At 73.6% G+C, this 24395-nt stretch carries 19 protein-coding genes; 4 read left to right on the top strand and 15 right to left on the bottom strand.

Going from position 1 to position 24395, the window contains the following annotated elements; all coding sequences use genetic code 11:
- The first annotated feature begins 23 nt into the window (after positions 1 to 23).
- The 4 genes from AB0637_RS06995 to AB0637_RS06980 are packed head-to-tail and all read left to right on the top strand — an operon-like array spanning position 24 to position 5321.
- Positions 24 to 1532, top strand: coding sequence for a Wzz/FepE/Etk N-terminal domain-containing protein (locus tag AB0637_RS06995; RefSeq protein WP_366170705.1), 1509 nt, complete (start codon positions 24 to 26; stop codon positions 1530 to 1532).
- The gene (locus tag AB0637_RS06990; protein ID WP_366170703.1) at positions 1529 to 2854 is read left to right on the top strand and encodes an O-antigen ligase family protein; all 1326 of its coding nucleotides are present in this window, start codon (positions 1529 to 1531) and stop codon (positions 2852 to 2854) included. The genes AB0637_RS06995 and AB0637_RS06990 overlap by 4 nt, the downstream gene beginning before the upstream one ends.
- A complete protein-coding gene (locus tag AB0637_RS06985; RefSeq protein WP_366170701.1) occupies positions 2851 to 4344 on the top strand; it encodes a lipopolysaccharide biosynthesis protein in 1494 nt (497 codons plus the stop codon). The genes AB0637_RS06990 and AB0637_RS06985 overlap by 4 nt, the downstream gene beginning before the upstream one ends.
- Positions 4341 to 5321, top strand: coding sequence for a glycosyltransferase (locus tag AB0637_RS06980; RefSeq protein WP_366170699.1), 981 nt, complete (start codon positions 4341 to 4343; stop codon positions 5319 to 5321). The genes AB0637_RS06985 and AB0637_RS06980 overlap by 4 nt, the downstream gene beginning before the upstream one ends.
- Here the strand turns inward: AB0637_RS06980 and AB0637_RS06975 are convergent.
- The 15 genes from AB0637_RS06975 to pgeF form a co-directional block, all read right to left on the bottom strand.
- The gene (locus AB0637_RS06975) at positions 5276 to 6421 is read right to left on the bottom strand and encodes a glycosyltransferase (protein ID WP_366170697.1); all 1146 of its coding nucleotides are present in this window, start codon (positions 6419 to 6421) and stop codon (positions 5276 to 5278) included. The two genes, AB0637_RS06980 and AB0637_RS06975, sit on opposite strands and share 46 nt — an antisense overlap.
- Positions 6418 to 9648: a PKD domain-containing protein gene (locus AB0637_RS06970; RefSeq protein ID WP_366170695.1), complete on the bottom strand. Its 3231-nt coding sequence runs from the start codon at positions 9646 to 9648 to the stop codon at positions 6418 to 6420. The genes AB0637_RS06975 and AB0637_RS06970 overlap by 4 nt, the downstream gene beginning before the upstream one ends.
- 58 nt (positions 9649 to 9706) lie before the next feature.
- Entirely contained in the window at positions 9707 to 10459 is a 753-nt protein-coding gene (locus tag AB0637_RS06965) for a hypothetical protein (protein WP_366170693.1), read from the bottom strand.
- Between the two features lie 5 nt (positions 10460 to 10464).
- Entirely contained in the window at positions 10465 to 11835 is a 1371-nt protein-coding gene (locus tag AB0637_RS06960) for a DUF1972 domain-containing protein (RefSeq protein WP_366170691.1), read from the bottom strand.
- Between the two features lie 513 nt (positions 11836 to 12348).
- Positions 12349 to 14385 (bottom strand): alginate lyase family protein, encoded by a 2037-nt coding sequence (locus AB0637_RS06955; RefSeq protein WP_366170689.1) that lies wholly within the window; start codon positions 14383 to 14385, stop codon positions 12349 to 12351.
- A gap of 209 nt (positions 14386 to 14594) precedes the next feature.
- Entirely contained in the window at positions 14595 to 15080 is a 486-nt protein-coding gene (locus AB0637_RS06950; protein ID WP_366170687.1) for a hypothetical protein, read from the bottom strand.
- Complete coding sequence (gene dnaE / locus AB0637_RS06945) at positions 15077 to 18631, bottom strand: DNA polymerase III subunit alpha (RefSeq protein ID WP_366170685.1); 3555 nt, start codon at positions 18629 to 18631, stop codon at positions 15077 to 15079. The genes AB0637_RS06950 and dnaE overlap by 4 nt, the downstream gene beginning before the upstream one ends.
- A 91-nt stretch (positions 18632 to 18722) precedes the next feature.
- Positions 18723 to 19646, bottom strand: coding sequence for an RluA family pseudouridine synthase (locus tag AB0637_RS06940; protein ID WP_366170683.1), 924 nt, complete (start codon positions 19644 to 19646; stop codon positions 18723 to 18725).
- Complete coding sequence (lspA, locus tag AB0637_RS06935; protein WP_366170681.1) at positions 19639 to 20220, bottom strand: signal peptidase II; 582 nt, start codon at positions 20218 to 20220, stop codon at positions 19639 to 19641. Before lspA ends, AB0637_RS06940 begins: the two co-directional genes overlap by 8 nt.
- Positions 20221 to 20309: 89 nt before the next feature.
- The gene (locus AB0637_RS06930) at positions 20310 to 20756 is read right to left on the bottom strand and encodes a TraR/DksA C4-type zinc finger protein (RefSeq protein ID WP_366170679.1); all 447 of its coding nucleotides are present in this window, start codon (positions 20754 to 20756) and stop codon (positions 20310 to 20312) included.
- A gap of 278 nt (positions 20757 to 21034) precedes the next feature.
- Complete coding sequence (locus AB0637_RS06925; protein WP_366170677.1) at positions 21035 to 21706, bottom strand: DivIVA domain-containing protein; 672 nt, start codon at positions 21704 to 21706, stop codon at positions 21035 to 21037.
- A 154-nt stretch (positions 21707 to 21860) separates the two neighbouring features.
- A complete protein-coding gene (locus AB0637_RS06920) occupies positions 21861 to 22166 on the bottom strand; it encodes a YggT family protein (RefSeq protein WP_366170675.1) in 306 nt (101 codons plus the stop codon).
- 49 nt (positions 22167 to 22215) lie between these two features.
- Positions 22216 to 22794, bottom strand: a complete 579-nt coding sequence (sepF, locus tag AB0637_RS06915; protein ID WP_366170673.1) for a cell division protein SepF — start codon at positions 22792 to 22794, stop codon at positions 22216 to 22218.
- A 93-nt stretch (positions 22795 to 22887) separates the two neighbouring features.
- Positions 22888 to 23643, bottom strand: a complete 756-nt coding sequence (locus AB0637_RS06910) for a YggS family pyridoxal phosphate-dependent enzyme (protein ID WP_366170672.1) — start codon at positions 23641 to 23643, stop codon at positions 22888 to 22890.
- Positions 23640 to 24377, bottom strand: coding sequence for a peptidoglycan editing factor PgeF (gene pgeF / locus AB0637_RS06905; RefSeq protein WP_366170670.1), 738 nt, complete (start codon positions 24375 to 24377; stop codon positions 23640 to 23642). The genes AB0637_RS06910 and pgeF overlap by 4 nt, the downstream gene beginning before the upstream one ends.
- Positions 24378 to 24395: the final 18 nt, after the last annotated feature.

The raw sequence follows: 24395 nt of genomic DNA, 5'->3' as shown, positions 1-24395 counted from the left end.
GCCCCCCCACCCCCGGAGACCCCGTGCACGACACCCACGACGAGCACCGCACCGCGCCGGCGGTGACCCCGGTCCGCCCCGGCGCCGGCGTCCAGCTGTCCCACCGACCCTGGTGGACCGCCAGGACGCAACCGCCGACCGTCAGCGTGAGGCCGGGTGGCACGGACCTGCGCGGGTTGGTCGACGTCCTGCGGCGCCGCTGGACCACGATCGCCGCCGGGTGCCTGCTCGGCGTCCTGGCCGCCGTGGGCCACGTCGCGCTGGCCACGCCCACCTACACGTCGACGGCGTCGCTGTTCCTCTCGCTCAAGGGGGGGCAGACGCCCAACGAGCTGGTCCAGGGCAGCACCTACACGCAGCAGCTCGTCCAGTCCTACGTCCGACTCACGACCACACCGGTGGTCCTGCAGCCCGTCGTGGACGGTCTGGGGCTCAGGACCAGTCCTGAACAGCTGGCGTCCTCGATCGTCGTCGAGGCTCCCGTCGACTCGACGTCGCTGGACATCCGGGTCACCCGCTCGGACCCGGAGGAAGCCGCCCGCATCGCGGCCGCCGTCGCGGCGCAACTGCCGCAGTCCGCCGCCGCGACCCTGACCCCCGCGGCCAACGGCCGGAACCTGCAGGTGGAGCTGACGACGGTCGCCCCGGCGCAGGTGCCGACCCAGCCGACGTCCCCCCGCCCCCGTCTCGAGCTGGCCATCGGCCTGGCGGCCGGCGGTCTGATCGGGCTCGTCGGCGCCGTCGCCCTGGAGGCGGTCCGCTCCCCGCTCACCGGGCGGGGCGCGGTGGCGTCGGTCACCGACCTGCCCGTCCTGGTCACCCTCCCGACGCCGGCAGAGCGCCGGCGCGGGTGCCGCCGCGGCCGTCCGGACCCGCTCGAGGAGGGCCACCGCACCCTGCGCGAAGCCCTCGGGCTCAGCGAGCCCGCACCCGTGCGGATCGTCCTGGCCGCGTGCCGGGCCACGTCGGCGTCCACCACCGTGGCCGTGGGGCTGGCCCGCGCGACCGCGGAGAGCGGACGCCGGGTCCTGCTCGTGGACGCGGACCTGCGCTCGGGCCCCCGGGACGACATCGCGCTCGCCACCGGGGCCCCCGCCGACGCCGGCCTGTCCACCGCCCTGCTCGGCTCGGAGGACTGGAAGGAGCTCGTCCAGCCGTGGGGTCACCGGGGGTTCGACGTCATCGCCGCCGGGCCTGCGACGGCGGACCCGGGCCGGCTGCTGTCCTCGGCCGTCATGGTGCGGATCCTGCAGGAGGCGTCGTTGCGCTACGACGTGGTCCTGGTGCGCACCGCGGAGGTGCTCAGCGCGGCGGACGCCGGCACGCTCGCACGCAGCACGGACGGCGTGGTCCTCCTGGCCGACACGCGCCGGACGTCGACCCGGGACCTGGAGGAGGCGCTGACCCGCCTGCAGTCCGTCGGCGCCGACGTGCCGGGCCTGGTCCTGAGCCGCTCGCCCGGGCGCCGGCCCACGCTGGACCCCGCCGGCTCGCGGCGGCACAGCCCCGCCCGGAGGCGGGCCGAGGTGTGAGGACCCCCTCGGTCCCCGCGATCCGGCGGCCGCCGGTCCCCCTCGTCCGTACCGGCCGTGGTCCGGAGGACGGGCACCCTCAGGACCGGCTCCACGGCCTCCTGGTCCTGCTGGCGACGGTCGCCCACGTCGTCGCCCCTCGGCTCGTCCAGTCGGCCACCGCCCCCAAGCACCGGGCCCTCGTGGGCAGCGACGACATCGCCACGAGCGCCGCCTCGGGTCTCACCTCGAGCGCCACCTTCCTCCTGCTCGTCACCGTGTGTCTGCTCGTCCTGCTGGTCCGTCTCGGGCGGCTGCCGGCGGACGGTCACGCCCGGCTGCTCGTGGCGCTGGCCCCGTGGTGCTACCTCGTGCTGCGCGACCTGGCCGCGGGCTCGGCACCGCAGAAGGTGGCACTGCTGTACCCCCTGCTGGTCGTCACCGTGTGGAGCCTGCAACCGCGGCTGGACGGACTGCGCGGGTTGGCGCACGTGATCGGCGGGCTGGCGGCGCTCAGCCTGGCCATGGGTGTGCTGACCCCGGAGATCGGCCTCTACCGGGCGAGCTCGGGCGAGCTCGTGGCCCCCGACAAGGTCATCGTGCCGTGGGGGGTCCTCGTGGGACCGTTCACCAACGGGAACAACCTCGGCCAGGTGCTGTCGCTGGGTCTACCCACGGTCCTGCTCCTGCGCCGCCGGCCCGTGGCGTGGGCCGTGGGACTGCTCGTCGTCGCCGCCCTCGTCTGGAGCGCGTCGCGCTCCTCGCTGGCGGCCGCCGCCGCGGCGCTCGGGTGCGCAGCCGCACTGCGGCTGGTGCCGACCGGACTGCGGGTGGCGGCGGGTGCCGCAGCGGTGCTGGGCTCCGTCGGTGCCGTCGTCCTCCTGCCCCTCGTGACCTCGAGCCCCACGGCCTTCTCCAACCGCGGGCTCATCTGGAACCTCAGCCTCGCCTCCGTGGAGACCTCGCCGCTGACCGGTCACGGGTCGTCGTACTTCTCCACCGTCGGGCAGTACGTGAACCCCCTGCCCCGCACCGCGTACCACGGCCACAACGAGTTCGTGCACGTCCTGGTGACCGGCGGCGTCGCCTACCTGCTGCTGCTGGGGGTCCTGGTGGCCGTGACGGCCGACCGGGCTCTGCGGCACCTCCGGACCGACGGGACGGGGTCCCTGTACCCCGTGACGCAGCTCGTCGCCGTGGCCGTGTCCTGCACCCTCGAGGTGTCCTTCGGGACCGTCGACCGCAGCTTCCTGCTGGCCGTCACCGTGCTCCCGCTGGCCTGGATCCTGTTCGCCCGCTCCCCCCGGGACACTGCGGTGGTCTCCGTCGCGGGCACCCGGTGAGCAGCGCTCCCGGAACGTCGACCTCGCCCCGGGTCGACCTGGCGAGGTCGGCGGCCCGGGGCGGGGGCGGCACGCTCCTCAGCCAGGCACTGCGCCTCGTCCTGCAACTCGGGTCCGTGGTCGTCCTCGCGCGACTGCTCGACCCGGCCGCCTTCGGCCTCGTGGCGATGGTCACGTCGATCATCGGCGTCGCCGAGCTCGTCCGGGACTTCGGGCTGTCCACGGCGGCGACCCGGGTCAAGGAGCTCGACCAGGACCAGCAGACCAACCTGTTCTGGACCAACACCGCGCTGGGGCTCGGCTGCTCCGTGGTGGCCGCGGCCCTCAGCCCCCTCGTGGCCGCCGTCTACGACCGGACCGAACTCGTCCCCGTCGTGCTCGCCCTGTCGGCGGTCTTCACGCTCAACGGCGTGAGCACGCAGTTCCGCGTGGACCTCACGCGGCAGCTGCGGTTCGGCCGGCTCATCGTCGTCGACGTCGCCGGACAGGTCGCCGGCATCGCCGTGGCCATCACCGCGGCCGTGCTGGGGGCGGGTCTGTGGGCCCTCGTCGCCCAGCAGTTGACGACCGCGGTGGTGGGGTGCGCCGGCGCCGCCGCGCTCTCCGGGTTCCGCCCGGGCCTGCCGCACCGACGGTCGTCGGTGCGACCCTTCCTGCACTTCGGAGGGCGTCTGCTCGCCACGTCCAGCCTCTGGTACGCGACGAAGAACGTGGACAACGTGGTCCTCGGCGTCGTCGCCGGTCCGGCGCCGCTGGGGGTGTACGCGAGGGCCTACCAGTTGCTGATGACTCCGCTGAACCAGCTGAACGCGCCCCTGACCCGCGTCGCGGTGCCGGTGCTGTCCGCCGTCCAGGACGACGGCCCCCGCTACGAGCGCTACCTGCGCACCGCCCAGCTCACGGGGTGCTACGTCACCGCACCTGTCCTGGCCGTCGCCGCCGCCCTGGCCTCACCCGTCGTCGAGGTCCTCCTCGGCCGGGAGTGGCACGCCGTCGCGCCCGTCTTCGCCGCCCTGGCCGTCGGTGGCGTCTTCCGCGCGGTCTCCCAACTGGCCTTCTGGATCTACGTCTCGCAGGGACGGCCGGGGGCGCAGTTCCGGATGCTGCTCGTCACGGCCCCGGTCATGGTGGCCCTCATGGTGGCGGGCTCGCCCTGGGGCGCCGTCGGCGTGGCCGTGGGGCACTCCGCGGCCCACTTCCTCTACTGGGCGGTCTCGCTGTGGCACGTGGGGCGGGTGACCGGGGTGCCCGTGGGGCCCCTGTTCACGACGGCCTCGCGCGCGGTCCTCGTGGTGAGCCTGCCGATGGCGGTCGTGGCGTCCACGGCGACCCTGCTCCCGATCGCGGCCGTGCTGCAGATCGTCGCCGGGGTCGCACTGGCCGTGCTGTACGCGGTGGTCGCCGCGCTCGTGCTTCCGTGGCTGCGGCGGGACGCGGTCGCCGTCGGCGAGCTGGTGCGCCGGGCCACGGGCCGGGCACGGCCGGCGTGACCGGGTCGACCCCACCGCCGCGGGTCCTGGTCGCGGTCCTGACGTTCCGCCGCGTCGAGGAGCTGTCGCGGCTGCTGCCCGTCCTCGTCGGTCAGGCGGAGTCGGCGACGGCTGCCCGGGCGCGCGTGCTGGTCGTGGACAACGACCCGGCCGGCAGCGCGGAACCTGTGGTCGGGGCCCACGTCGGGGACGTCCGGTACGTCCACGAGCCCCGTCCCGGCATCGCGGCCGGACGCAACCGCGCCCTGGCGGAGGGGGCGGGCTGCGACGCGGTGGTCTTCGTCGACGACGACGAGGTGCCCGCGCCGGGCTGGCTGGACGCCCTGGTCGACGCGTGGACACGGTGGGGGTGCGCAGGGGTCGCGGGCCCGGTCGTCTCGACGTGGGAGGGGACGCTGGACCCCTGGCTGGAGGCGAGCGGGACGTTCGCGCGCCCGCGGCGGACGACCGGCTCCGTCCTGCCCGGGGCTGCGACGAACAACCTCCTCCTCGACCTGCGGATCCTGCGCCGCACCGGGACCACCTTCGACGACGCCTTCGGGTTGACGGGCGGGTCGGACACGATGCTCACGCGAGAACTCGTGGCACGAGGGGAGCAGTTGCGGTGGTGCGACGAGGCGGAGGTGCTCGAGGCCGTCCCGGCCGACCGCCTCACGCGGGAGTTCGTGCTGCGCCGCCACCTGCGCACCGGGACCACGTGGAGCCGCGTCCACCTCGCGCTGCGGCGTCGGGGACTGCCAGGGGGCAGGACCCGCACGGGACTCGCGCTGCGCGGCGCCGCCCTCATCGGCCGGGGCGCCGCCCTGCTGGTCCGGCCCCGGGTGGCCGACCGCTCACGCGGGGCGTGCAGGCTGGCGAGCGGGGCAGGGGTGCTGCTGGGCGCCATCGGCCTGCGGTACACCGAGTACGCGCGGCCCCGCACACCGGGCGGTCAGCGCAGGACGTCCCCCACCCGCTGGACGAGCACCTCCCCGTAGCGCTGGGGCGCGTGCCGCCGCGCGGCCACAAGGGCGTCCTCGGCGGCGGCGGCGGTGAGCTCGTCGAGTTCCGCGAGGACCCCCCGCAGGCCGGCGGCCAGCGACTCCGCGTCCCCGGGGGGCACCAGGCGCGCGCTGCGGTACCCGGCCAGCGCCTCGGGCAGACCGCCGGTGTCGCTGGCGACCACGGGCCGCCCGGCCAGGACGCCCTCCACCGCCACGTTGCCGAACGGTTCGGGCAGGAGGGAGGGGACGATGAGCACGTCGCACGCCCTCAGGTGCGTCCAGACGTCCTCGTCGAACCCGTGCAGGACGACGTGTCCCGAGGCGACCAGCGACCGGGTCCGGTCCCGCAGCCGCTCGGCGAAGTCGGCGTGCTCGGCGAAGACGTCGCCGACCAGGTCCAGGCGGACGTCCACCCCCGTGGCCCGGAGGAGATCGAACGCGTCCAGGGCCACCAGGACCCCCTTGCGCTCGGACAGGCGCCCGACGTAGAGGAGCCGGGCAGGCCCACCCCCCTTCCTCCTGGCCCCGGGGCCCGCCGGAGGTCCGGCGACACCGTTGGGCACCAGCCAGGTGCGCGCCCGCAACCGGGGCCACGACGCGGCGAGCAGGTCACCGGCGAAGGTGCTGTTGACGAGCAGCGACCCCGCCAGCAGCAGGGGGGCGCTGAGCGCCCGACGCACGGGCCACGAAGCGGAACTCTCCGCCTCGTGCACGTGGCAGACGACGGGGACGCGCGACGCACGAGCGGCCAGGAGCCAGGTCGGCGTCGTCACCGTGCTGACGTAGACGACGTCGGGCCGGACCCGGCGGATCGTCCTCGCACCGCGGACCACGCCGGCGACGGACGCGGCGGCCAGCCCCAGGAGCCCCCGGGGTGAGAGCGCCGACTTGCGCAGCACGGGCACGGGACACCGGAGCACCGGCACTCCGGCCCGCCGCGCGGCGTCCACCAGGGCCCCCTCGCCGGTGGTCGCGAGCACGGGGTCCACCTCACCGGAGACCATGCCGCGCAACGCCTCGAGGACCATCCGGTCGGAGCCGTAGAGGCTGGCTCCAGGGTGCGTGACGAGGACACGGAGCGGGCGCCGGGTCACTGCTGTGCTCGGACCACGACCAGGTCGTCGTAGGACACCGTGACCGGGGACGTGGTCGCGGTCGCGGCCAGGGACGGGGTGAGGGCGACCGCACCGGGGGCCTGCAGGGCCGAGGACGTGTCCGTCAGCGACAGCTGCCAGTCGGCGGGCTCGAGACCACCCGCCGGCCAGACCTTCGCCTGGAGGGTCGTCGTCCCCGAACCCGTGACACGGGTGGCGACCTGCAGCCGGGACCCGGGCGTGACGGTCGTGCCCGTCTCCGGCACGGTCCCGAGCGTCGTCTCGGTCCCCCCCACACGACGGGAGAAGGACAGCGCCACCTGGCCGCCGGGCTGCACCGTCACGGTGCTGCGGTAGTCGTTCGTGGCGTTGACCCGACGACCGACCGTGGTGAGGGAGGCCGCGCCGCCCACCGGCACCCGGTCCAGAGCCGCCGAGTACCGCACGTCGGTGGAGAGGTCGGAGACCCCGGTGAGGATCCCGGCCGGAGCTGACCCGGAGGCGACGCGGACGCGGCCCGTCCCTGCGGTGACGCTGAAGTTCGAGGCGCCGCCGCTCACCGTCCAGGCGCCGCCGGGGCTGGTCGTGCCCCAGCCACCGGAGACGGTGCGCGAGAAGCTGTCCCGGGCCAGCACCAGCGGTTGCTGCGCTGAGGAGACCGTGACCTGGCGCGTCACCGAGCCCTGGGCCCCGTCGTCGTCGGTGACGGTCAGCCGGACCGGGTAGGTCCCGGCTGACGTGTAGGTGTGGCTCGGCGTGGGTCCGCTGCCCGACTGCCCGTCGCCGAAGCTCCAGTCGAAGGTCGACAGGGTGCCGTCGGCGTCCGACGACCCGGAGGCGTCGAAGGCGACGGCGAGGTCCTGCGCGGCGCTCGTGAACGACGCCGTCGGGGCGGAGTTCGGGCTCTGCCCGCGGGCCGTCGCGTAGTGGGCGGCCACCGTGGCGGCGCTCAGCGGGGCGGGGTAGACGGCCACCTCGTCGACGTCGCCGGCGAAGGCCGTGCTCGTCGGTGCTCCGACCCAGCCCGCGACCCGGTCGCCGCCGATGCGCCAGTAGCCGGTCACGGCCCGCGACGTGGTGGTCGAGGGGTCGGTCGCCACGAGGGAGCCGTCGACGAACAGCTGCAGGCCCGGGGCACCCAGTGAGGCGACGACGTGGTGCCACTGACCGTCGTTGTAGGAGGCCGCCGAGGTCACGGTCCGGAACGCGCCCGGGTAGACACCCCAGGTCAGGCGCCCGTCGTCACGCATGAAGACGTGCCGGTCCGCCGAAGCGCTGGTGCCCGAGGCCGCGCTGCCGAAGCCGATGACCTTGCCGCCCCTGGTGGTGGTCGTACGGATCCACGCCTCTACGGCGAAGGAGGTCGGGGCCGCCGACGGGATCTGGGTCGCCGCGGGAGCGGTGCTCGTCCCGGCGAAGGTCGAGGCGGATCCCGGGTCACCGACCACAGCGCGCCCGGAGCTGGGGGTGACCGTGCCGTCGACGGTGAGGTCGTCGGGACCGGCCCAGTCGTAGGCGCGGCCCGTCGTCCCCGCCCCGCCGAGGGGCCAGTAGTGCACCGCCCCGTCGGCGAGGACCGAACGGGAGTAGGTGCTCGTCGGCGCCGTCGGCAGGGTGACGCTCACCGACGGGCTCAAGGTCGCGTTGCCGTCGCTGTCGACGGCCTGCACCCGGTACGTGTGGGTGGACCCCGGGGCCAGACCGGAGTCGACGACACCCGTCCAGGGCCGGTCCCACCAGGTGGAGGACGCCGTGGTCGTGGCCACGGGTGAAGCGGTCAGACCGTCGCGGACCACGCGGTACTGCACGTCGCGGTCCTCGAGGTCCCACGTCGTCCGCCACCGCAGCCGGACGGAACCCGGGACCGTCGGCAGGGCCTCCGGGGCGAGGTCGCTCTGGAACCGCGGCCCCTCCAGGTTCGGCGCGATCGAACGGACCGCCATCCGCACCAGGCCCTGTTGCGCGACGCCGTTCACCCGGGGGAACTCACCGCCGAGCGAGATGAACCGGTCGTTGCCGGTGACCGACCAGGCCGCCTGGTTCTGGCCGGTGACCGATCCGATGTCCAGGACGGGCCACCAGTTCAGCAGGGTCGGTGCCGGCTTGCCGCTGAACCCACCGGAGGAGTTGTTCGCCCCGGGCGCCGCGGTGGTCGCGACGGCGCGCTGGAACGTCGCCGGCTGGGTCGCCGGCCAGCCGCCCATGGCGGAGCAGTCGTGGGCGTGGCCGACCGTGTAGACCACGTCCCCGATGGGCTGCACGGAGTAGGTGTCGCCCTTGCAGCCGGTGACCCACACGAGTTTTCCGGTCGTCGCGTCCGCCGAGAAACTGCCCTCGAGGTTGCCGCCGGCACCGTAGTGGTATCCCGTCCCGTACACCCGGGAACCCGCGGTGGCCAGGGAGTAGATCGCGGCGTCGGGGCCGGCGTTGCGGACCACGTCGGTTGCGGCCCAGGGCAGCGCCGCCCCGGTGGTCAGGTCCAGAGCGCCCATGCCGTAGTGGTCCTGGCCGGCCAGTTCCTGGAACCGTCCTGCGGCCACGAGCCGGGCACCCTGCGGCGCCACGAGGGCGAAGACCTCGCCGTCGGCCGCGGGAGCCCAGGACGTCAGAGAACCGTCTGCGGCGTTGAACGCGGCCAGCCGGGTGCGGGCGGTCTTGTTCGCGGACCCGAACTGTCCACCGACGTACACCGTGTCACCGACCTGCACGACGGCTCGCGCCCGGTAGTCGAGGCTGGGTGCGAACGAGTCCACGACGGCCCCGGTAGCCGCGTCCAGCGCGACGACGCGGTTGCGCGTCACTGTCGTCCCACCGGCCGTGACCTTGGTGAAGTTGCCGACGACGTAGATGCGGGAGCCGTCGGGGGAGGCCGCGATGCCCAGACCCTCGGCGTTCAGGGACGGAGCGAAGGAGGTGGTGAGCCTGCCGGTGGTCAGGTCGTAGGCAAGCAGGTTCCCGCGCGGGGTCTCGTTCGTCCCGGCCGCCGCACCCGCCGGTCGCGCCGAGGTGAACCGACCTGTCGCGTACACGGTGTTCCCGACGGTCGTCTGCGCCCAGACCACCCCGTCCACCTGGACGGTGGGCAGGACGTCGGCCGTGACCGTCTGGGGAAGGGTGGCCGCCGACGCCGGGGCGAGGGGCGCGGCCGAGACACCGAAGGACGCGAGCACGGCGACGAGCGCGCCCGCCAGCAGGCAGCGGAGACGGCTCGTGCGGGGGCTGGTCATGCGTTCCCCTCCTGGGTGGGACGGGTCGGACGACCCGCTCTCGGTGGGACGGTCGGGGTCAGTCACCGAGGACGATGACGTCCGTCGAACTGGTGGAGGTGATCTCCAGCGACATGGACGCGACGTCCACCGGGTCCATCGAGAAGACCGCGGTGGCCTCGGCGTCCGCTCCGGGCGGCAGGATCCCCGACGGGGGTCGTGCCGGGTCGCCTTCGAAGGACGGAGCGGGGGTGCCCGCGGCGTCGTAGGCGGAGATGCGCACGCCGTCGAGGTCGACGGGCGCCGCCGACCCGTTGTGGAACGACAGGGTGAGGACCACTCCCGGACCGCTGACCTCACCGGGATCGGTGGCCGTGACCTCCCGCGTCTCCCGGCGGGTGACGCGGACGGAGAGCCCTTCGCCGAAGGAGGCCTCGGCGGTGGGTGGGACCGGCGGCAGCGTGGTCCCGCCGACGACGACGGCCGTGGGGACGGCCGACTCGCCGACCGTGTACTGCCCCGTCGGTTCCGCCGGCGGTGTCCCGGTCGGTGTGCTGGGCGATGTCCCGGGCGGCGCAGGGACGACCGTCCCACCCGAGGTGACGGCGGGGGCCGGTGAGCCCGCCGGGGACACGGTGGACGTCGACGTCGGGGACGTCGAGGTCGGGGACGAGGTCTCCACGCCGGATCCCGCGGCCCGGGCGTCGGAGGTCTGCGCCGTGGAGACCGATCCCCCGCCTGAGCACGCCACGGTCAGCCCGCCGGTGAGACCGACGGCGAGGACCGCCGCCGCCACGACCCCGCGGCGGCGCGCCCCGGGACGCCGGCGCACGACGCTCACCGTGTCGCCCGGGCACCGGCCCGGTCGCCGAGCAGGAGCGACGCGGGCTGCACCGAGGCCTCGGGCCCGGCGATGTCCCAGACGGCGACCGGAGCCTCGGCAGGGGCTCCGGGATCAGCACCGTTCCCGCTCCGGGCGCTGCCCCGCAGGTCCACGGTAGGCCGCGTCGCGGGCTCGGGAGGCTGCCCCCGGCGACGCTCGGCGAGGTCCCGGCACAGGGCCTCGTAGTCGTCCGCCACCAGGTCCCAGTCGTAGACCCGGGCCCGGGCCCGACCGGCCCGGCCTCGCGCGTGGACCGCCGCCTCGTCGGCCTCGGCGTCCTCGACCAGTCGGCGCACGTCGTGGGCGTCCGTCCAGTAGCGCCCGGCGTCCTGCAGGACCTCACGGTTGAAGCCGACGTCGAAGGCGTCGACAGCGGCGCCGGCCCCGATCGCCCGCAGCAGGGACGGGTTGGTGCCGCCGACGGAGTGACCGTGCAGGTAGGTGTGCGCCCCGGCGTAGAGCTGGTCCAGGAGGTCCTGGTCCCAGACGCCACCGAGGAACCGCACGCGGTCGTCGGCGTGGGAACGGATGCGGGCGGTGTGGGCGGCGGCGTACGGAGCCGACCCGACGACGACGAGGGGTTTGCGAGCCGTCGAGGCCGCGTACCCCGCGACGACGACGTCGACGTGGTTCTCCGGTTCGAAGCGCGCCACCACCAGGTGGTAGCCCCCCGGGACCAGACCCAGCTCGGCGAGCCGCTCGGGATCGCCGTCTCCCGGCACCACCGGTGCGCCGTAGGAGATGAGGGACGTGGCCGCCGAGTACCGCTGCTCGTAGTAGTCGGCGATGCCGCGGGCGTCGGCGATGAGCGCGTCGGAGAACCGCACGGCCAGCGCCTCGGCCCGGCGGTAGTAGCGCTGCCCCACCGGTCCCCACTTGGTGCGCTTCCACTCCAGGCCGTCGACGTGGGTCGCGACGGGAACACCGAGGGCGCGCAACGCCGGCAGGAGGGGCGCGTTGGCGGCGTTGAACACGATCGCCGCGTCGACGCGGGCGCGTCTGGAACCCGCCCCTGCCGCGCGGACCTGCTCGAGGCCGACGTGGGCCGTACCGAGGGCGGACCGGCTCAGCGTCTCCAGCGATCGACGTCGGATGGCGGGCAGGTTCACGATGCGCATGCCCCGGTACCGGTCCGGGACGGGACCGTGGGAGTCCTGGTGCGCCCCGTACACGACGACCTCGTGCCCGCGAGCCGCGAGCCGGGCCCCCACCTCCTCGACGCAGGTCTCGAAACCGCCGTAGCGCGCCGGCACCCCCCGGGTGCCGAGCAGGGCGATGCGCAGTCCCCCCGGGACCCGCGCGTGCTCGTGCTCGTGCTCGGTCATGACATCGACCTCGTCCCCCATCACGTGTGCTTCCCCCCTGTCAGCACAGTGACAAACGGTAGACCAAACGTGACGGCTACGGAGGCATCTAGAAGAACGGGACCATGGCGGACAGGTCGACGCACGATCCCCGGCCGCCGCGGGACGCGACGACACCGGACGTCCCGCCGCGGGGCCACCCCGAGCAGGGGCGGACCGGGGTGGAGACGGGGCCGGACGCTCCCGTCCGTGCGTCGTCGCAGGTGGGACCGCCACCGAGGAACGCCGGCAGGACGTGCGCGGCGGCAGGTCGGAGGTCACCACACCTCCGCATGGGGAGGTCGTCGAGTGCCGGGCCGGGAGCGGACCCCGGCCGACGCTGAGGGTGTCCTGGATCACAGGGGTCGTTCCTCGTCGCCCACGCCCCGGGCGCGTCGGCGCGCTCCGTCCGGGAACGCCTCGACCCCTGTTCCTCGCCGCGCGGCGAGGAACAGGGGTCGGGTGCGGCGGTGGTCCGCCGGGGGGCGGGTCGGGTCAGGCGTTCGACCCGTGCGTGAGCGTCTCCCAGTTCACGAAGAGCATCGAGCCGGTCGGGCGGAGCGTCGACAGCAGACGCTTGGTCTCCGGCATCGCGATGCCCAGGTCCCCCGCGTAGTGGTTGTAGCCGACCTCCCAGGTCAGCTTGTAGGCCGCGCCGCCCCACTTCAGGGGAGCGGCACAGGGCCAACCGGCCGCGTTCGGGTTGTTGAGGAAACGGGCGTTGAACTCCATGCCCGTCACGAGGCGACGCCGCTGCTCGCCGTAGAGGTCGATGCCCTGGATGCTCGCGGTCTCGGCGGTGTCGAGGGCGGCGGCGAAACCCATCGCCATGTGGCCCGCGTCGCGGCAGGTCTCACCCTGCAGACCGTCGACCCAGCGGGTCGGGGCGTTCCAGTAGCTGTCGATCCGGGAGGTGGTGATGACCGTGCCCACGGGCAGCTTGGGCTGCGCCCCGTCGGAGGCGAGGTAGAAGGCCGACGTGACCTGCTTGCGCCAGTCGCCGACACCGTCCTCGAAGACCGCGCGGTCGTTGGTGAAGACACCGATCGCCGTCGTGGCGTCGGCCATCGAGAGCAGCCAGTTGTGGCCCCCACCGGTCCAGCCGTCCTTGACCATGGGCAGGAAGGCCGTCTTCAGGAGGTTCTCGAAACGCGCGACCTTGGCGGGTTCCCACCCGGCGCCGCTGTAGCGGACCAGTTCCGCCGCCTTGGTGAAGGTCTGCGCCGTCCAGGCCGCCTGCAGGCGCCCGTTGACGTAGACCTTCGTGTCGAACTTGTGGCCGGTCAGCGTGCCCGACCAGGCGTCGAGGATCCGCTTGGCCGTCTCGGCGTACGCCTTGTCCCCCGTGAAGTACCACATGAGGGCGTTGGCGTAGGCGGCCTGTGCGTCGTCCTTCTCCTCGGTGCAGCCCTCGTCCGGGGAACTGTTCGCACCGCAACCGACGACGGTGACCGGGTGCGGGGTCCAGGAGGACTTGGCGTACCCCGACTTCTTCAGGGCGGTGAAGGCGGACGCCCAGGGTTCCTTGCCCGCGCGGACGTTCGCGCGGACGTCCGCCAGGGAGGTCGCGCTGTTGAGGATGCCGGGGTGCTGGAAACCGTTCGTGGTCACCTGCTGCAGCGTCGGGAGGCCGGGCACGGCGGGCGTGGTCGGGGTCGGGGTCGTGGGGATCGGGTTGGGGCTCGTCGTCGGCCGCGGCTTGGGCGTGGTGCCGGGGACCGGCTTCGCGGGCTGCGGCGCGGGGAAGGCGGCCGGCGCAGTGGTGGTGGTGACCCGGTCCGCGGCGGTGAAGTCGTCGACCGACAGCGCGGTCGCCGTCCCGCCGGAGGAGAGGTAGCCGGTGAGGCCCACGGCACCTCCGGCCTTCACCGCGTTCCCCGTGCCGTCCTGGGCCACGGCCTGCCACTGCGGCACCGCCTGCCCCTCCTTCCAGACGCGAGCCTTCACCGTCACCGGCGAGGTCCCGGTGACCTGGGACTCGACGTTCAGCCAGCCTCCGGAAGACAGCTTGACTCCAGGGGTGACGCGCCCGATCACGGTCTCCTTGCCGTCGACGACGCGGTCCAGACGCAGGTCGAACGCTCCGCCGGCCCCGACGACGAGGGTCGCAGCGTAACGGTCGCCGTCAGCCTGGTGCCTCATGACCGTGGACTCGTAGAGCCCAATCCGGGCCCCGCCGACCGACGGCAGCTTGACGCTGTGCCGCACGGTGACGTCAGCGGCGCTGGCGGTGGGGAGGAGGGCCGAGAAACCGCCCCCACGGGGGATCGTCGGCACCGAGAGCAGTCCACCGCCGGCCGTCAGCGCCTTGCCGGCGGGGCCCTTGGCCGCCCAGGACCCGCCGACCTCGGCCGCACCCAGAGCGCGGTTGCTGCCGCCGAACGAGTCCTTCGCGACGACCTTGTCGGTCGTCGTGGTGGCGGCACCGGCGCTCTCGCCGGCCGTCACGAGGAAGGTGCAGGTGGCGGCCACGACGCCGAGGGCAGCGACGAGGCGACGAGAGGGCTTCGTAACGATCGTGGAGGGGGTCACGATGTAGGGATCGGGCCGGCGCCAGATCCGCTTGAGCGACGCGCGGGGTGATCACGGCCCGCTCACCGTCCCCCGCACCCCTGCGCAGCACGCTCCGTGACGGGATCCGGCCCGGATTCCGGCGGACGGTCCGCACGGCCGTCACACAGCGTGTGACCTGGGACGGGACCCCGGCGCGGTTGGGCCGAACGGGTGGAAACGGCCCGAGATCACGGGGTGCGGGTCCACCGGACCAGGACGTCGCCGAGTGTGACGAGAGCCACAGCCGCGGCGACCACGAACGGTTGCACGAGCACCACGATCCAGGCCGTCAGCGTCACGTGGGCGGCGTCGGCCACCCCCGTCGGGGGCAGCGCGCTGCCCGTGCCGGCCGCCAGCAGGCTCGAGGCGAGCGCACCGGCGAGGGCCGCGACGAGCACCGTGACGGGTGCCTGCCGGCCCCGTCGCAGCACCACGACGGCCGCCACCAGACCCACCAGACCCGTCAGGACGCTGAAGACCCCGTCCCGGGCCATCGGGTAGACCGACGCCGAGGTGACCACGGGCTCCCCCACGAGCAGAGCCGCCGATCGCCGCGTCAGCAGCCACCAGACGACCCCGACGACGACCCCGGCCACGGCCTGGCCGAACAGCAGCACGAAGCCCGTCCGGCGCGACGCGGCACCGGGGCCGAGGTCGCGCCCGCCGGGCCTCACCCGAGGCACGAGGCGCCGAGCAGCTGCTTCAGGTCGCCGAACAGCGCCGGGCTCGGCGTGACGCGCAGGGAGTCGTCCAACCGCATGAGCGTGCCGGTGCCGCCGCCGTTCTTCGTCAGCCGCAGCCGGACCTCCGTGGCGCCCTTGTGCGTCTCCAGCACCGTCTTGAGCTGCTCCACGATCCCGGTGGTGCACCGGGCCGTGGGCAGGGTGACGGTGACGGGCACACCGTCGGTGCTCGAGATGTCCGGCACCGTCAGACCCGAGGCGTAGATCGTCGGGACCTCGTCGCGCCGGTTGAGCCGGCCCTTGACGACGACCACGAGGTCCTCGGCCAGCAGCTGGGCGACGTCCGTGTAGGCCTGCGGGAAGAACAGGCACTCGATCGCGCCGGCGAGGTCCTCGACGGTGACGATCGCCCAGTAGTTGCCCTGCTTCGTCGTCTTCCGCTGCAGGCCGGTGATCATGCCGGCGATGGTGATCGTCGAGCCGTCGGGACGGGACTCGTCCTCCAGCAGCGACGAGATCGACATGTCGGAGGCGTTCTGCAGCAGCCGTTCCAACCCGAAGAGCGGGTGGTCGGAGACGTAGAGGCCCAGCATCTGCCGTTCGTGGGCGAGCAGTTCGGACTTCTCCCACTCGGGCAGGTCCGGGATGACGACCTCGAACCCGGCGCCCCCCGCGTCGTCCCCGCCGCCGAGCCCGGCGAAGAGGTCGAACTGGCCGATGGCCTCGTTCCGCTTGACGTCCACGACGGCGTCGACGGCGTCCTCGTGCTTGGCCACGAGGGCGCGGCGCCGGTGCCCGAGGGAGTCGAAGGCCCCCGCCTTGATGAGCGACTCGATGGTGCGCTTGTTGCAGACGACGGCCGGAACCTTCGTGAGGAAGTCCTGGAAGGACTCGTAGCGGCCCTTCTCCGTGCGCGCCTCCACGACCGCGTCGACGACGTTCGCCCCGACGTTGCGGATGGCGGTCAGCCCGAAGCGGATGTCGGTGCCGACGGCGGTGAAGTTCGCGCTCGACTCGTTGACGTCCGGCGGCAGGACCTTGATGCCCATGCGGCGGCACTCGTTGAGGTACAGCGCCGACTTGTCCTTGTCGTCGCGCACCGAGGTGAGCACGGCGGCCATGTACTCGGCCGGGTAGTTGGCCTTGAGGTACGCCGTCCAGTAGGAGACGAGGCCGTAGGCCGCGGAGTGGGCCTTGTTGAAGGCGTAGTCGGAGAACGGGACGAGGATGTCCCACAGCGCCTTGACGCACTCCTTGCTGAACCCGTTGTCCAGCATCCCCTTCTCGAAGCCGACGAACTCGGCGTCGAGGACCTCGCGCTTCTTCTTGCCCATCGCGCGGCGCAGCAGGTCGGCGGAACCGAGGGTGTACCCGGCGACCTTCTGCGCGATCGACATGACCTGCTCCTGGTACACGATCAGGCCGTAGGTCGTGCCGAGGATCTCCGCGAGCGGTTCCTCGAGCTCGGGGTGGATCGGGGTGATCGGCTCCTGGCCGTTCTTGCGCCGCGCGTACGCCGTGTGCGAGCCGGCACCCATGGGACCGGGCCGGTAGAGCGCACCGACCGCGGAGATGTCCTCGAAGTTGTCGGGACGCATGAGGCGCAGGAGCGAGCGCATGGGCCCGCCGTCGAACTGGAAGACCCCGAGGGTGTCACCGCGGCCGAGCAGTTCGAAGGTCGCCGGGTCGTCGAGGTCGAGCTTCTCGAGGTCGACCTCGTCCTTGCCGTTGGCCACGACGTTCTTCAGGGCGTCGTCGAGGATCGTGAGGTTGCGCAGGCCGAGGAAGTCCATCTTGACCAGCCCGAGCGTCTCGCACGTCGGGTAGTCGAACTGCGTGATGATCGCGCCGTCGGCTTCGCGCTTCATGATCGGGATGAGGTCGATGAGGGGGTCGCTCGACATGATGACGCCCGCCGCGTGGACGCCCCACTGGCGCTTCAGGCCCTCCAGGCCCCGCGCGGTGTCGACGACCTTCACGACCTCGGGGTCGGCCTTGTAGAGCTCGCGGAACTCCCCCGCCTCGGAGTACCGCTTGTGGTTCGGGTCGAAGATGCCCGACAGCGGGATGTCCTTGCCCATGACGGCCGGCGGCATCGTCTTGGTGATGCGGTCGCCCATCGAGAAGGGGAAGCCGAGGACGCGCGAGGAGTCCTTCACGGCCTGCTTCGCCTTGATCGTGCCGTAGGTGACGATCTGGGCGACGCGGTCGCTGCCGTACTTCTCCACGACGTACTGGATGACCTCACCGCGCCGGCGCTCGTCGAAGTCGACGTCGAAGTCGGGCATCGACATGCGCTCGGGGTTGAGGAACCGCTCGAAGAACAGGCCGTGGCGCAGCGGGTCCAGGTCGGTGATCTTCATGGCGTACGCCGCCATCGACCCGGCGCCGGACCCGCGGCCCGGACCGACCCGGATGCCGTTGGCCTTGGACCAGTTGATGAAGTCGGCGACGACGAGGAAGTACCCGGCGTACCCCTTGGAGGTGATGACCTCGATCTCGTAGTCGGCCTGCTTGCGGACGTCGTCGGGGATCGCGCCGTCGTAGCGCTGGTTCAGCCCCGACCAGACCTCCTTGACGAACCAGCTCTCCTCGTTCTCCCCCTCCGGGCAGGGGAAGCGCGGCATGTACGCACCGGTGGACTCGGTGAACTCGACCTCGCACCGCTCGGCGATGAGCAGGGTGTTGTCGCAGGCCTCGGGGTGGTCGCGCCACACGTGCCGCATCTCGGCCGGGCTCTTGAGGTAGAACTCGTCGGCGTCGAACTTGAACCGCTTGGGGTCGGCCAGCGTCGAGCCCGACTGCACGCACAGCAGCGCCGCGTGGGCGGCCGCGTCACCGGCGTGCGTGTAGTGCAGGTCGTTCGTGGCCAGCAGCGGCAGGTCGAGGTCCTTGGCGAGCTTGAGCAGGTCGTCCTGGACGCGGCGCTCGATGTCGAGGCCGTGGTCCATGAGCTCGCAGAAGAAGTTGTCCTTGCCGAAGAGGTCGCGGTACTCGCCCGCGGCCTTGCGCGCCTCGTCGTACTGACCCAGGCGCAGGCGCGTCTGGACCTCCCCCGAGGGGCAGCCCGTCGTGGCGATGAGCCCGGAGGAGTACTGCGACAGCAGCTCGCGGTCCATCCGGGGCTTGTAGAGGAAGCCCTCGAGGCTGGCCAGGCTGCTCATCTTGAACAGGTTGTGCATGCCGGTCGTGTTCTCGGCCAGCATCGTCATGTGCGTGTACGACCCCGCACCCGACACGTCGTCGCCGGAGCGGCCGTTCGGGTCGCCCCACTTCACGCGCGTCTTGTCCTGGCGCGCCGTGCCGGGCGTGAGGTACGCCTCGACGCCGATGATCGGCTTGACCCCGTGCTTCTTCGCCGTCTTCCAGAAGTCGTAGGCGCCGAAGACGAAGCCGTGGTCGGTCGTCGCGACGGCGGGCATGCCCATCTCGGCGGCGGTCCGGAAGAGGTCGTCCACCTTGGCCGCGCCGTCCAGCATCGAGTACTCGGTGTGGACGTGCAGGTGGACGAACGAGTCCGCTGACGAGGACGGGGACGCCATGGGGCGGGCCTCCAGTGGGGGTGGGCCGAGGTGCGGTGTCGATGGTAGGCGTCGGGTCCGACACGGGCCGGTCCCGACACCCGGTGGGGCGTCAGTCGGCCAGCCGCTCCAGCGCCGTGGCGAGGTCGGCCGGGTAGGTGCTCGTGAACTCCACGGCCTGCCCCGTGCCGGGGTGGACGAAGCCGAGGCGCACGGCGTGCAGCCACTGCCGCGTGATGCCGAGCCGCGCCGCCAGCGTGGGGTCTGCGCCGTAGGTGAGGTCGCCGACGCAGGGGTGGCGCAGCGCGGCGAAGTGCACGCGGATCTGGTGCGTCCGCCCCGTCTCGAGGTGGATCTCGGCCAGCGCCGCGGCGCGGAAGGCCTCGAGGACCTCGTAGTGCGTGACGCTCGGCTTCCCCTCGGCGGTCACCGCGAACTTCCAGGCGCTGCCGGGGTGCCGGCCGATGGGGGCGTCGATGGTGCCGCGCAACGGGTCCGGGTGGCCCTGGACGAGCGCGTGGTAGACCTTCTCGACCGTCCGCTCCTTGAACGCGGTCTTCAGCGCGGAGTAGGCGTGCTCGCTCTTGGCCACGACCATGAGGCCCGAGGTGCCGACGTCGAGGCGGTGCACGACGCCCTGCCGCTCGGCCGAGCCCGACGTGGCGATCCGGTACCCCGCGCCGGCGAGGCCGCCGACGACGGTCGGTCCCGTCCAGCCCGGGCTCGGGTGGGCCGCGACGCCCACGGGCTTGTCGACGACGACGAGGTCGTCGTCGTCGTGCACGATCCTCAGCCCCTCGACGGTCTCGGCGACCACCCTCGGGGCGGCGGGCGGGTCGGGGACCTCCACCTCGAGCCAGGACCCGGCACGCAGCCGGTCGGACTTGCCGACCGCCGCGCCGTCGACGACGACGAGGCCGTCGGCGGCGAGCTCGGCGATGCGTGTGCGGGACAGGCCCAGCAGGCGGGACAGGGCGGCGTCGACGCGCTCGCCCTCGAGGCCGTCGGGGACGGGGAGGCTGCGGACCTCAGGCACGGTCGGCCTCGCTCGGGGTCGAACCCTCGCGGGTCTGTCGGCTGCCGTCGAGGCCGACGCCCCGCACGGCCAGGACGGCGATGAAGACCGCGGCCACGCAGATGCTGGCGTCGGCGACGTTGAAGATCGGCCAGTGCGGCAGCTGCAGGAAGTCCACGACGTGGCCGCGCGCGAACCCCGGCTGGCGCAGCAGGCGGTCGGTGAGGTTCCCCGTCGCGCCGGCCAGGAGGAACCCGAAGGCCAGGGCCCACGGCAGGCTCCGCAACTTGCGCGCCATCCGCACGACGACCACGACGACCACGGCCGCGAGGACCGTGAAGATCCAGGTGGCCCCGGTGGCGAAGCTGAAGGCGGCGCCTGGGTTGCGGATGAGGTGGAACTGCAGCACCTGCCCGACGAACGGGCGCACGACCCCCGGTTCGAGGTGGGCCACGGCGAGGACCTTGGTGACCTGGTCCAGTGCGTACACGACGGCCCAGACCACGAAGGTCCAGAGGGCTCGGCGGGGCCGGGGACCCCGCTGGTCCGGGTCGTGGTGCGGCTGCTGCTCGGGGGGTGTCTCGGCTGGGCTCATGGCGGCCCCAGTCTCCCACGGCCGGGTTCCCCTCCCGGGCCCGCCGGAGGTGGCGGACGGCCGGGAGGGGGTCCCGGATCAGCCCCGGGTCAGCGACGCTCGCCGCGGGACTTGCAGGGCATGCACAGCGTGACGCGCGGGAACGCCTGGAGCCGGGCCTTGCCGACGGCACCGCTGCAGGACTCGCAGACGCCGTAGGCCCCCGAGGACATCCGGACGAGCGCGCGCTGCGTCTGCTCGAGCAGGTCGCGGGCGTTGTTGACGATCGTCATCTCGTGCTCGCGACCGGCGGTCGTCGCGCCGTGGTCGACCTGGTCGTCCCCCGAGCCCTCGGCGCTGGAGCGCACGAGCGCGGTGAACGACGACGTCGCGTCGTCGAGCTGGCGCGTCAGCCGGTCGACCTCCGTCAGCAGCTCGGAACGGACCTCCGCGAGCTCCTCGGGGGTCCACGCCTCCTCGGAGGCCTTGACCGGCAGTTCGCGGACGGCCGCCGCCCGGGCAGCCCTGCCCGTCAGCCCCGTGGTGGTCTCCCCCACCGCCGCTCCCGCCGTCGCGGTCGGCTCCGTCGTCCCCGCAGACACTCCGTGCACCGTGGTCCCCCCTCTCGTCGTGTGCGGCCGTGCTGCCGCGTGCGGGAGACACTAGGGACTATCACCCTCCGTGAGCAACAGGAAACAGAAAGTTGCTGAAACTGATCCGTCCGGGCGGCGGGACCACCACCCCCGCACGGGCCCGGGACGACGACAGCCGCCACCCCGGTGGGGTGGCGGCTGTCGGTGGACCGGCAGTGGTCCGGCGGTGGGGCGGGGTGCCGTCAGCGCGTGACGGCGTCGTCCGGCACGACCCGCGCGACGCGGCGCAGGTCCTCGAGCTGGGTCGCGATGAACTGCTCGAGCTGCTCGCGGTAGGTGGTCTCGCGGCCGTGCAGCTGCGTGATGACCTCCTCGAGGGCGACGCGGCGACCCTCGAGCTCACCCAGGGTGCGGTCGCGACGGGCCTCGGCCTCGGCGACGACGCGCTCGGCCTGCTCCTGCGCGGCCAGCACCAACGAGTCGCGCTGGGACTCGCCCTCGCGCACGTACTCGTCGTGCAGGCGCTGCGCCAGGGCGATGACCCCGGCGGCGCGGGTGGCGGCGTCCTCCCCCGCGGGCTGGGCGGCGGCCGCGGCCACGAGGGCCGGCTGCGGCTCGGGAGTGGGCTCCGGCTCGGGGGTGGGCTCGGGCTCGGGGGCCTTCTCCAGCGAAGGCGCGGGCGCCGCCTCGACGACCTCCGCGGGGGCCGGCTGGGCACCCGCCCGCGTGAGCTCGGCGACGCGGGTCTGGCACTGGTTCAGCTGCCCGCGCAGCTCGGAGTTCTCGGCGTTGAGGCGGCGCAGCTCTGCGACGACCTCGTCGAGGAAGTCGTCGACCTCGTCCTGGGCGTACCCCTCACGCACGCGTGTGGGGTTGAAGCGCTTCTCGACGACGTCTTCCGGAGTGAGCGGCATGGTGAACACCTCTGCTGACGAGCGGGATCCGACAGGGCCGCCCGAAGGGGACGGTGAGCCACGTCTCACCGTAGCGGACGTGGTCGGGCCCGCCCCGGACGGCGGGTGACCGGGCCACCCGTCCGGGCGCGCCGGTCACCCTGCGGGACGAACCTCAGGACAGGGCGGCCCGTTGGGACAGCCCGTCGAAGGTGGGCATGAGGATGGAGCACAGGATCGCCAGCACGAGGAACGCGAGGTCCAGCTGGACCGCCCCCAGGCGCAGCGGCGGCAGGAGCTTGCGCAACGCCTTCAGCGGCGGGTCGGTGACCGTGTAGACGACCTCGGCGAGCACGAGCACGACCCCCCGGGGCCGCCACTCGCGCGACAGGGCCTGAACCCAGTCGAGGACCAGCCGCCCGATGAGGCAGATGAAGAAGAGCAGGACGACGATTTCGAGGAGCTTGAAGACCACGGCCACGGAGTCATCCTGCCTGATCGCGACGGCTACCGCGGTGCGCGACCACCCGTCAGGACTGGTTGAAGAAGGTCCGTTCCACCGGACGCTCCTCCTCCTGGGTGGCGACCTCGACGTTCTGGGGCGACAGCAGGAAGACCTTGTTGGTCACGCGCTCGATGGCCCCGTGCAGGCCGAAGACCAGACCGGCGGAGAAGTCGACGAGGCGCTTGGCGTCGGAGTCGTCCATGTCCGTGAGGTTCATGATGACCGGCACGCCCTCGCGGAACGACTCGCCGATGATCTTGGCCTCGTTGTAGGTCCGCGGGTGGATCGTCGTGATGCGGTGCAGTTCCGACGACGCCGAGGAGGTCGGGGAGCTGGAGGTCTGGGAGACCACGTGGGCCACCTGCTTCCTGATCGGGGTCACCTGGGCCGTGGTCGCGGCGCGTCGGTCGGCCGCAGGCTCCGGACGGGGGTCGTGCCGCACCTCCAGGCGCGGCTCGGGACGCGGCTGCTCCCGCGGTTCGGGACGGGCCGTGGCGGTCGTCTCGACCCGGGGCCGGGTCTGCTCGACCTCGGCGTCCTCGGCGTAGCGGTCGTCCTCGGCGAGGCCGAGGTAGACCATCGCATTGCGCAGCGCGCCGGCCATCGCAGGCTCCTCGGGATCGTGCTCGTGGGTCGTCGGTGGGTGCTCGTGGTGCGGGCGGCCGCGCCCTCGCAGGACGCGACCTGGACTCGGACGCTACCGCGCAGCCGGGCGAGATCCGAGGATCGCGCTGCCGACACGCAGGTGTGTCGCCCCCGCCGCGACGGCCTCCTCGAGGTCACCGCTCATGCCCGCCGAGACCTCGACGGCCCCGGGGTGCTCGGCCCGCAGGCGCTCCGCCGTGCGGGCCAGCTCGGCGAACGCGCGGGCGGGGTCGACGTCGCGGGGGGCGACCGCCATGACGCCCCGCAGGTCGAGGTCGTCACCCGCCGCGACGGCGTCCGCCACGCGCAGGACGTCGTCACCGGCGGCCCCGCCCCGCCCGCCGTCGACGTCGAGGCCGAGCCCGGCGGCGAGGTCGACCTGGACGAAGCAGCCGACGCGCCGGCCCGCGTGCGCGGCCCCGGCCTGCAGGGCGGCGGCGAGCCGCGTGCGGTCGACCGAGTGCACGACGTCGGCGTAGGCGGCGACGGACCGCGCCTTGTTCGTCTGCAGCTGACCGATGAAGTGCCAGTGCAGGTCGAGGTCCGCCAGCTCCGCCGCCTTGGCCGCCGCCTCCTGGTCGCGACTCTCCCCCACGTCGCGGACGCCGAGGCCCGCGAGGCGGGCCACGTCGTCGGCGGGGAAGAACTTCGTCACGACGACGAGGGTCAGCTCGGCCGGGTCGCGCCCCGCGGACCGGGCGGCCGCCTCGGTCCGCGCGGTGGTGCGGGCCAGCGCCGCGGCGAGCTCCGCGGTGCGGTCGCCTGCCCCCGCGCCGTCGCCCACGCCGTCGCCCACGCCGTCGCTCACGCCAGCACCACGACCCCGGCCGACCGTCCGGTCGCCCCGTCGCGGCGGTAGGAGAAGAGGTCGTCGTGCTCGACCGTGCAGCGGGCGACGTCGAGGGCCGGGACGCCGAGCGCGGCGAGCTGCGAGCGCACCCCGGCGGCCACGTCGACGGCCGGGGTGCCCCAGCGCGTGCGGGCGCGGGCGGCCGGGACGCGGGCGGCCACGTCGTCGGCCATGGCCGCGGGGACCTCGTAGCACCCGCCGCAGACGGACGGCCCGAGCGCGGCGGTGAGGTCGCGGGCACCGGCGGCCCGCAGCGCGGAGACGAGGGCCGGGACGACGCCGGCGACGAGGCCGGGCCGGCCGGCGTGCGCGACGCCGACGACCCCGGCCGCGCGGTCGGCGACCAGGACGGGGACGCAGTCGGCCACGACGACGGCCACGGCGATGCCGGGGACGCGGGTGAAGAGGGCGTCGGCCTCGGGGGCCGTCGCAGGCGGGCTGACGACCTCGACGACGGTCGCGCCGTGGACCTGCCGAGGCACCACGAGGGCGTCGGCGGACACGCTGCGACGCAGGGCTTCACGGTGCGCCGCCACGACGACGGGGTCGTCGCCCACGTGGTCGCCGAGGTTGAGGCCCGCGTAGGGCGCGCGCCCGTCGCCGCCGGCGCGGGTGGTGAACCCGCCGCGGACGCCGGCCGGGAGGCCGGCGTCCAGCAGCGGGACGGTGCTCAGGGGTGCGTCGGTGCCCACCTCAGGAGACCGTGAGAC

The sequence above is a fragment of the Kineococcus sp. NPDC059986 genome (assembly GCF_040702905.1).
Classification (GTDB): domain Bacteria; phylum Actinomycetota; class Actinomycetes; order Actinomycetales; family Kineococcaceae; genus Kineococcus.
This window is presented reverse-complemented; position numbering and strand designations above follow the sequence as displayed.

Excerpts from the sequence above, each read along its gene's own strand:
- dnaE (WP_366170685.1), bottom strand. The coding sequence starts at position 18,631 with ATGGCGTCCCCGTCCTCGTCAGCGGACTCGTTCGTCCACCTGCACGTC.
- AB0637_RS06925 (WP_366170677.1), bottom strand. The coding sequence starts at position 21,706 with ATGCCGCTCACTCCGGAAGACGTCGTCGAGAAGCGCTTCAACCCCACA.
- AB0637_RS06970 (WP_366170695.1), bottom strand. The coding sequence starts at position 9,648 with ATGACCAGCCCCCGCACGAGCCGTCTCCGCTGCCTGCTGGCGGGCGCG.
- AB0637_RS06960 (WP_366170691.1), bottom strand. The coding sequence starts at position 11,835 with ATGACCGAGCACGAGCACGAGCACGCGCGGGTCCCGGGGGGACTGCGC.
- lspA (WP_366170681.1), bottom strand. The coding sequence starts at position 20,220 with ATGAGCCCAGCCGAGACACCCCCCGAGCAGCAGCCGCACCACGACCCG.
- sepF (WP_366170673.1), bottom strand. The coding sequence starts at position 22,794 with ATGGCCGGCGCGCTGCGCAATGCGATGGTCTACCTCGGCCTCGCCGAG.